This window comes from Sphingorhabdus sp., from assembly GCF_044354325.1.
Lineage (GTDB): Bacteria > Pseudomonadota > Alphaproteobacteria > Sphingomonadales > Sphingomonadaceae > Sphingorhabdus_B.
Map to the genome: position 1 here is coordinate 1 of NZ_JBILAF010000087.1, position 9,018 is coordinate 9,018.

7 protein-coding genes and 1 tRNA gene are annotated in these 9,018 nt (G+C 56.7%); 6 read left to right on the plus strand and 2 right to left on the minus strand.

All coding sequences use genetic code 11. From position 1 onward, the window contains the following. On the plus strand, positions 1 to 1,849 hold a 1,849-nt coding region (locus ACIQ0G_RS08350), incomplete at its 5' end, for a sodium-translocating pyrophosphatase (RefSeq protein WP_397577512.1). A 170-nt stretch (positions 1,850 to 2,019) separates the two neighbouring features. Here the strand turns inward: ACIQ0G_RS08350 and ACIQ0G_RS08355 are convergent. Continuing rightward, positions 2,020 to 4,731, minus strand: coding sequence for a TonB-dependent receptor (locus tag ACIQ0G_RS08355; RefSeq protein ID WP_397577513.1), 2,712 nt, complete (start codon positions 4,729 to 4,731; stop codon positions 2,020 to 2,022). 183 nt (positions 4,732 to 4,914) lie between these two features. Here ACIQ0G_RS08355 and infA point away from each other — a divergent pair, with 183 nt between their 5' ends. The 5 genes from infA to ACIQ0G_RS08380 all read left to right on the plus strand — a co-directional run bounded on the left by infA (position 4,915) and on the right by ACIQ0G_RS08380 (position 7,014). Beyond that, on the plus strand, positions 4,915 to 5,133 hold the full coding sequence (gene infA / locus ACIQ0G_RS08360; protein ID WP_125230427.1) for a translation initiation factor IF-1: 219 nt from the start codon (positions 4,915 to 4,917) through the stop codon (positions 5,131 to 5,133). An 18-nt stretch (positions 5,134 to 5,151) separates the two neighbouring features. Continuing rightward, on the plus strand, positions 5,152 to 5,727 hold the full coding sequence (locus tag ACIQ0G_RS08365; RefSeq protein WP_397577516.1) for a Maf family protein: 576 nt from the start codon (positions 5,152 to 5,154) through the stop codon (positions 5,725 to 5,727). Further along, the gene (locus ACIQ0G_RS08370; protein ID WP_397577514.1) at positions 5,720 to 6,709 is read left to right on the plus strand and encodes a ribonuclease E/G; all 990 of its coding nucleotides are present in this window, start codon (positions 5,720 to 5,722) and stop codon (positions 6,707 to 6,709) included. The genes ACIQ0G_RS08365 and ACIQ0G_RS08370 overlap by 8 nt, the downstream gene beginning before the upstream one ends. Continuing rightward, the gene (locus tag ACIQ0G_RS08375; RefSeq protein WP_324477488.1) at positions 6,693 to 6,872 is read left to right on the plus strand and encodes a DNA gyrase inhibitor YacG; all 180 of its coding nucleotides are present in this window, start codon (positions 6,693 to 6,695) and stop codon (positions 6,870 to 6,872) included. The genes ACIQ0G_RS08370 and ACIQ0G_RS08375 overlap by 17 nt, the downstream gene beginning before the upstream one ends. Before the next feature lie 67 nt (positions 6,873 to 6,939). Beyond that, positions 6,940 to 7,014, plus strand: a tRNA-Phe gene (locus ACIQ0G_RS08380). Positions 7,015 to 7,157: 143 nt separating this feature from the next. Here ACIQ0G_RS08380 and ACIQ0G_RS08385 read toward each other — a convergent pair. Then, a partial coding sequence (locus ACIQ0G_RS08385) for a TonB-dependent receptor domain-containing protein (RefSeq protein WP_397577515.1) occupies positions 7,158 to 9,018 on the minus strand: 1,861 nt, incomplete at its 5' end.

A 9,018-nucleotide genomic window follows, 5' to 3' on the forward strand; every position in this document is an offset into this window, starting at 1 on the left:
TGCGGTGCTTTCGGGCGTTGCGGGTTATATCGGGATGAACATCTCGGTCCGTGCAAACGTCCGCACGGCGGCTGCGGCGCAGACTGGGCTTCAGGCCGGTCTGACCATGGCATTCCGCGCAGGGGCCATTACCGGCATGCTCGTGGCTGGCCTTGCCTTGCTCGCGATTGCTGGCTTCTTTTGGTATCTGACCGATGTCGCGATGATGGCACCGAACAGCCGCCCCGTAATCGATGCGCTGGTCGCATTGGCTTTCGGCGCGTCGCTGATTTCGATCTTCGCACGTTTGGGGGGCGGTATCTTTACCAAGGCCGCCGACGTCGGCGCTGACCTTGTTGGTAAAGTTGAGGCTGGAATCCCCGAAGACGATCCACGCAACCCTGCGGTTATCGCCGATAACGTTGGCGACAATGTAGGCGATTGCGCTGGTATGGCGGCTGACTTGTTCGAAACCTATGTCGTTACCGTTGGTGCAACGATGGTTCTGATCGCGCTGCTGGTGCAGGGCGTAACCGACACTGGATTGTTCATGAACCTCATGAGCTTGCCGCTGTTGATTGGCGGCGTGTGCGTTATCACGTCGATCATCGGAACCTATTTCGTCCGTCTTGGTGGCGGCACGAACATCATGGGCGCGATGTACAAGGGCTTCCTTGTAACAGCAGCGCTCTCGGTTCCTGCGATCTGGTGGGCAATCAGCTATGCGCTTGGCGGCATGGAAACAGATGTTGGCGGGTTCACCGGCCGGACATTATTCTATTGCTCGCTGCTGGGTCTGGTCATCACTGGCCTGATTATCTGGATCACCGAATATTATACCGGCACCAATTACCGTCCGGTCCGTTCGATTGCGAAGGCATCCGAAACGGGTCACGGCACCAACGTTATTCAAGGTCTGGCGATCAGCCTTGAATCCACCGCGATGCCAACGATTGTGATCTGCGCGGGTATCATCATCGCCTATCAGCTTGCTGGCGTTATCGGCATTGCCTTTGCCGCAACTGCCATGTTGGCATTGGCCGGTATGGTTGTGGCGCTTGATGCTTATGGTCCAGTCACCGACAATGCCGGTGGTATTGCCGAAATGGCTGGCCTTGATGAATCTGTTCGTGAAAAGACCGATGCACTGGATGCAGTTGGCAACACCACAAAGGCTGTGACCAAGGGCTATGCCATTGGTTCGGCTGGTCTTGCCGCACTTGTGCTGTTTGCATGCTACACCGCTGACCTTCGGGAATATTTCCCTGAGCTTCAGGTGAATTTCAGCCTTGAGAACCCCTATGTCATCGTCGGGCTCTTGCTCGGCGCGCTTCTGCCGTACCTGTTCGGTGCGATGGGCATGACTGCGGTTGGCCGTGCGGCGGGTGAAGTGGTGAAGGACGTACGTGACCAGTTCGCGAACGACCCCGGCATCATGACCTTCAAGTCCAAGCCAAATTATGCCCGAACAGTTGACCTTGTTACCAAGGCTGCAATCAAGGAAATGATTATTCCTTCGTTGCTGCCCGTACTGACGCCAATTGCGGTATATTTCATCATCACGGCTGTTGCAGGTCAGGCAGAGGGCTTTGCCGCTCTCGGTGCGCTCCTGCTCGGTGTGATTGTGGGCGGACTGTTCGTTGCTATCTCGATGACCTCGGGCGGCGGCGCATGGGACAATGCCAAGAAGTATATCGAAGACGGCAACCATGGCGGCAAAGGTTCGGAGGCCCATAAGGCAGCCGTTACCGGCGACACCGTTGGTGACCCATATAAGGATACCGCTGGTCCAGCCGTAAACCCAATGATCAAGATCACGAACATCGTGGCGTTGCTTCTGTTGGCGGCATTGGCCCATGGTGCCATTTAATACGTAACCGCATTAACGGTTTAAAAAGCCCCGCCGGAAGCGATTTCGGCGGGGTTTTTCGTGGTTGTCGGCTTCGCCACCTAACCGCGTCACTATTGAGGGCATATCGCTGGCGGCATCGGGCGTGATGCCTGCGAATGCGCAAACTACGTGTGGGCTAAACGCGGTGGTTAAAACCGCTTTCTGAAGCTCAGTTCAAACACCCGGCCACGCGGATCGATATATCCCGGCTGATATCCCAGCGGCACATTGCCGTTTTGGTCACGCACATCGACAATGTCGTTCAGGATGTTTTCGACACGGAATGCCACGCGGCTGCCCTTTAGCAGTGGCATTGCCTTCACAACGCGTGCCTGTTGGTCGAGGTTGACGAACAGGAATGCGTTGACCGCTGCAAGGTCGCTGAAGCGCAGATCGTTGCTGCCGGGCAATCCGGTGCCATTGGCGGTCGTGCCGCTCTTGTACGTGCCCTGCAGGCGCAAACCAAAGCCCTTGTGGAACATACCACCCGAAAGTTCGACCTCATGCCGCGGCGCGCCGCCATTGCTGCTCGTGGCCGATCCATTGAGCAAATCGAGCACCGGAACGCCAGGGCGGATCAGGATTTCCTCTTGAATGCGATATGTGTGGTACAAAGCGATGTTCCAGCGGCTTGGCTGGCCACCACCGCCAAAACCACCACCGCCAAAGCCGCCACCGGCACGTGGTCCACGCGGGGGCCCAGCGGGTGCAGCTGCGGCGGGTGCGCCACCGGGGCCACGCGGGCCGCCCGCACCAGGAGGGCCGCCAAAGGGCCCGCGCATTGGCGGGGCTGCGCCGATATTTCCGGACACATTAAAGCCCCAGCGGATGCGCTGCGACGTTTCACGGTCATAATTCACTGGCCGCTGGTCCACGCTGACCAGCCGACCATTTACGTCCCGCACGACGCGGCTTGCGAACGCGGCCTCAATTTCGGGGGTCAGCAATGGAAAGGACGCGGTTGTATTGCGGCTGTTGTTTCGGAAATAGCTCGCCTGCAGCGCGAAATCCTTAATGAAGGTCGGGGTCCAGTTGGCGTTTAGGATCAGATCGCGGCGCTTTTCACCAATCAATGCGGGGTTGCCGCCTGTTGTGACATTGATGAACAGGCTTTCCCCGCGGGTAAAGTCATAGGTCGCGACATTGGGCGTGACCAAGGTCGGGTTGCCCAACTGGCCAATGCCCGGCGCATTTTCATCACCCGTGACGGACGCCTGAAATGTCAGGTTGCGGGCAGGGGCCCAACGCAGACCGGCACCATATTCAACAAGTTGGCCAAAGTCGGACAGGTCGCTGAACCCGATATTGCCGTTGATTGACCATTCGCCGATGGTTGAACCAATACCGAAATCGCGGCCTGTGATGGGTACTTCGGCGTTGACCGATTGGTTTATGACATTGCGGCGCAGGGCAACATTGGTGGTGACACCCGACCGCCATGTTTCGCTGTCGAGCATCTGGCGTGTGAAACCGGACGCAAATGTCGTCTGCACTTCGCCTGCGGGCAGGGTAAGCACGGAACCCGCCAATGTGCTGCGGACATCAAGATTTTGGTTTAGGCTGCTCGCCAGATCGGGTGCCAGAAACAATAGATCCGCGCCAAAGCCTGCAGCAAACGGGTTCACCGTGCCCGCAAGGACGCCCGCGCGCAAAGCCGTATAGTCCGCGTTACGCGTGGTGCGGGTTTCATTGTCGGTGCGCGCGTAATTCCCCGTCACCGTCCAGCGCCATCGGCCCAGCACATGGTTGAACGTGCCACCGGTTTGGAAAACATGCGTTTCGCTCTCGCGCTCAAGCGGACGCGGCGTGTCGAAATAGCGGCTGAGCGTCACATCTTGGCCGAACGGGGAAAAGGGGCTGCTGCCCGGCAAAACAAAGCTGGTTCCGGGCAAGCCAAGCAACGATGAACTGCCATTGAGCGCATAATTGGCGTTGAGCGAAAGCCCTGTCTGCGGGCCAAGCGATCGGCTCCATGTGCCATTGACTTCAAGCCGTTCGGTGTGGGGCAATAGCGTGCGGGCATCGCCGATGTCGCTATTGTTCAGCCGGTTGGCGGTGCCTACAAATTGCGCCAAGGTCGGGTTGGCAATGCCAATCGGAACGCCAGCCTGCGTGACCGTAGAACCTGCCGCAGCGTTCAGCGATGGCGATATCACGCCATTCGGGCCAAGACCGCTGATATTACCGCCACGGGCCAATAATGAACCGTTGGAGGCAATCAGGTCGCGTTCGCCTTCGGTCAACGCGGTCGCGCGTTCCAGTTCCACATCCAGGTTGAAACGCGTGGTGGCGCCAATGCGCGTCAGCGTCGCTTCCAATTCATTGCTACCGAAACCGCCGTCTTGGGGTTGCGCATGTTCAAACTCGGTCGCGAAGGATGCGAAATTGTCTTTCAGAATGAAGTTGATGACGCGTTGATCGGGGCGATAGCCGTATTTCAACGCAACTTCTTCGGGGAAAATTTGGACCTGACGGATAGCCTCGGGTGGCAGATCGCGCAATTCGCGAAAGCCGGAAACGCGCTGACCATTGAGCAATATGATGGGCATGCCGCCGCCACGGCCACGGCCCGAATTGGCTTGCGGTGCAACCGCAGCGACCAGATCGGTCAACGATGATGCGCCTAATGAGGCAATATCGGCTTCGTTCAACTGCTCCACGGGTGGAACGTCGGTATCGACTGACCCGCGAATGCGTTCTGCGGTAACGACAATTTCACCCGATGTATTTTCATCAACGGGCATGTCTTCGTCGTCTTGGGCAATGGCAATAGTGCTGCCGGTGGCTTGGGCATCAACGGCTGCCATGGCGGGCACGGCAGTCGTAGCAAGCAGGATGATGCTGAACGGAAAAATTTTCATCGGGGGGAGAAACTCAGTTTATAGTGTTAAAGCACGGGTTTCATAACGCATTACAACATTGCGCTTACCTGAACGTTGTAGCATTTTGTCGCAATAGCGTGAATATACTGTAGCGCTTCCCTTTTTCCAACATGTGGTTTAAAGGCGCAGCAAGTTTGGATTTTTGACGATTTAAGGGGCCGAATGGCAAAAGAAGAATTACTCGAAATGCGCGGTACAGTGCGTGAACTGCTGCCTAACGCGATGTTCCGTGTCGAGCTGGAAAATGGCCATGAAGTTTTGGGCCATACCGCCGGAAAAATGCGCAAAAACCGCATCCGCGTTCTCGTGGGTGATGAGGTTTTGTGCGAACTGACCCCTTATGATCTGACCAAAGGCCGGATCACGTACCGCTTTAAATAAGGGCGGCAGACCTTGGGTCTGAACCCTGCACTCATATTGGCATCATCAAGCCCGCGCCGGCGCGAATTGCTTGCGCGGCTTGGCGTGGTGCCCGACCGCATAGCTTCGCCGGACATTGACGAAACACCGCGCAAGGGCGAAGTGCCGCGTGTCTATGCGCTGCGTATGGCTGAGGAAAAGGCTGTTGCCGTTCCGCGCGCAACCGGTGAAATTGTTATCGCGGGCGATACCACCGTCGCAGTCGGCCGCCGTATTCTTCCGCAGGCTGCCGATGGCGATATGCAGCGCGGATTTCTGGAACTGCTCAATGGCCGCCGCCATCATGTTTTGAGCGCGGTTGCCGTGATTGACGCGGACGGACGGATGCGCAGCCGTATCTGCGATAGCATTGTGCGATTTAAACGGCTCTCGGCAGAAGAAATCGAAAGCTACATCGCCTGCGGCGAAGGGCTGGGCAAAGCCGGTGGCTATGCAATTCAGGGCAGGGCAGAGGCGTTGATTGACTGGATGGCGGGCAGCTATTCGGGCGTCGTTGGCTTGCCGCTATATGAAACGCGCACCTTGCTGCGCGCATCGGGCTATACGCTTGCCTGAACTTTGGCGCGACGATGCGCCGGGCGAACGCCGCGCCGCCTGCGTCGAAGACGGTCAAATAGTCGAAATTCATATTCAGCGCGATGCGCATTGGGTGCTTGGCGAATGCGGCAAGGGCCGTGTCGACCGGCGCACACCGGCGGGCGCTTATATCATTACCGAAGATGGCAGCGAAGTTTTGCTGCGCAGCAAGATGGGCGCGGCGGAAGGCACACATGTGGCGTTTGAAGTGACGCGGGAAGCCATCGCCGAGCCTGGCCGTATCAAGCCGCCCGAGGTTATCTTGCGCGACTGCTTGCCCGCTGACGCTTTGTCGAAAGATGGTCTGTGGGAACAGCGTCTGGCGGCTTTTGGCGGCGCGACGGCTACGCAAGCTTTCGATGACGGCTTTGATACCGCCATTGCGGGCTATGCGCAGGTCGGGGATGTCATCATCAGCTTTCAACGCACGAAGGCTGGGCTGGTATTCGATGTCGACGGGATCGGTGACGCCTTTGCGATTAACTGCATCGCCGCCGTGGAAATCGCGCGGCTGCTGCGCCTGTATCAGGTGGGGGCGATGGTCATGATCGATTTTGTGTCGATGGAAGCCAAAGCCCAGCGCGCGGAAATCGCGAATATCTTTGACGCCGCGTCCGCCAATGACAGCCGTCCGTTCGAACGCACCGCGATCAATGGCTATGGCCTTATGCAAGTGGTGCGCGCCCGGCCTAGGCCTTCGGTGCTGGATCATCTGTTTGGCACCCGCATTGCCGCCTTGTCCGACGAAACGCAGGCCTATTGGTTATTGCGCAGCGCCGCACGGTCATCGGGTTTCGGGGACAGAACGATAACGGCCCGCCCTGCGGTGGCGCATCTGCTGTCGTCGGAACGCTGGCAGCCGCTGCGCGCCGAATGCGCGCGTCTGGCCGGGGCAGGGATTGCGGTTGTTGCAGATGAAAATGCCACAGGCTATGGGCATGTGCATGTCGCGCAAAGCTAATCAATGCCCTTTATGTGGGAAGCCACAACAGCCTGAAACCAAACCGTTTTGCAGTCAGGGATGCAAGGATCGCGATCTGCTCAAATGGCTGGATGAGGGCTATCGCGTGCCCGGTCCACCGGCGGATTATGCAGATAGTTTTGGCGGAGACGACATAGACTGATTTTGCGCTTGCCAAGGGGCGTATCGCCTCTCTATAGGCTGCGCTCCCACGCGGTTTTTTCCGTGTAGCCCGAGTAGCTCAGGGGTAGAGCAGCGGATTGAAAATCCGCGTGTCGGTGGTTCAAATCCGACCTCGGGCACCATTTTCCGGTGTTTTATATTTTTCCAGCGCGCGGCCTGTTTGGCCGGACGTCGGCTTTTGTGCGCCGTTCGTCCGCAACAGGCAAAGAAAAAGCCGGAGCAGCACTGCTGCCCCGCCTCATTCTGCCCTGAGGATCTCAGGATATTAGAACTTGTACTTCACCGATGCACCATAAGTGCGTGGTGCGTTTGGATAGCCCGAATACGAACCGGCCTGCACAACGCTGGGGAAGATGGTGGTGAAATATTGAGCCTTCGTCAAGTTTCGACCCCAAAGTGAGAATTGCATACCGTTGTCCAAACGGAATGTTGCCGACGCGCCCAGATCTTTGACTTCGCGCGTATACTGCCGTGTTGCTGGGTCGTCAATGATCTGCACTTTGGACTCCATGTGATAGTCCGCATTCAGGATCAGAGAATTACCACCATTCAACTCCGCCGTATAGGTAGCGCCAATGGTCGACGACCATTTAGGAATACTTGCCGGACGCTTTCCGGAAAGATCGCCAGATGGCGATCCGACATAGCTATCATATTTGGGGTCAAGATAGGTGACGGCAGCACGTAACTGCAACGCATCTATCGGATTGACTGAGCCGTCAAATTCAACACCACGTGTGGACTGCTTACCGGCATTGGTCAGAACGAAGCCCGTACCGACGAAGCTGTTGCCCTGGAAGTTTTTGATCGCTTGATCAAAGATCGTCAGGTTGAATGCAACGCGGTCCCATTTTGCTTTCATACCCAATTCCATAACCGTCGCCTCTTCCGGAAACGCATAACGCGTTCCGGTGGTGAGGTTAGGGGTGGCAAGGCCAGCCGTCCGAATGGCCGAAGGTGTTAACGGCTTGCCTTGTGCGGGGGAGCCGGGGACAAAGTCGGCAGCGAATGGCCGGGAGTCGAACGACATATTCCACGACGTTGCCTTAAATCCAGTGCTATAGCTGGCATACAGGTTGATATTGTCCGTCGCTTCCCACGCCACACGTGCCGAATAGGTCAGCTTACCATCGCTTGTCCGGCCATCTTCAACCGCATTCGGGATATCAAGGAATGGCGGTATGAATTGTAACCCTGAAAGCGCAAGGAACGGGTTACAGGTGCCCGAACGCGTTGGGTTTAGTGCAGACGACGCAGGTGCATTGGTGACGGTGGCGCAACTATTGATGCGTGGGAAAAGTCCGGTGGAAAGTGCAGTGCCACCCGGAGGTGTATAGCCTGCTGGAAGTTCTGCGGGCAAACCTGCATTGGCACCAACTAGAGCTAGATCGACCGACGAGAACACGTCAGTGAAATTTGACTTGGTTGCGAGGTTTTTCTTGTCCTTGGTGTAGTTAAATCCACCTGTCAGAACAAGACCGTCGGTGAGTTCAAGATCTGCCGTACCGAAGATGGAATAGGCCTTGTTCTCGTAATCGAACTCTTGGAAACGTCCCTGACCTTGGCCACCAAATGGGGCTGCAGTCGAAGGAACCCCGCCCGCGGCCCGAATGGTGGGCTCAAGCGAAACGTAAAGGCCGCTGGTCAGTGCGTTGAAATAATTGCGGGCGTCGCGACCAAGTGTCAGCGCCTCAGTGTCTCTGATGCTTTCATCGAAATAATAGCCACCAAGCAAGAAGTTGAATGGGCCATCAAAATCCGATGCCAAACGCAGTTCCTGCGTTTTTGTGGTGATATCTACATCGCCACGGTTTTGGCCGATCAAATCTGCGCTGGTAAAATCGCTGTCGGCATTGGTTTTGGAGCGTGACTCACGATAGGCGGTGATGGAAGTGAGGCTCAACGAACCCATTTCATAATCCGCTTGCATCGAAATGCCACCATTTGTGACGTCATTTTCCGAATTGAAGTTCTGATATTCGGTATAGCTGAAGATGCCGCGCGAATTTACCTTGCCACCGACGAGGCGGACGGCATTGCCAGTTGGACCATCGAAGATATTGCCAACGAAGCAGCAATTTTCGTCAATCTTGTCATAGTCACCGATGAAGCGCAGCTTGAAGCTG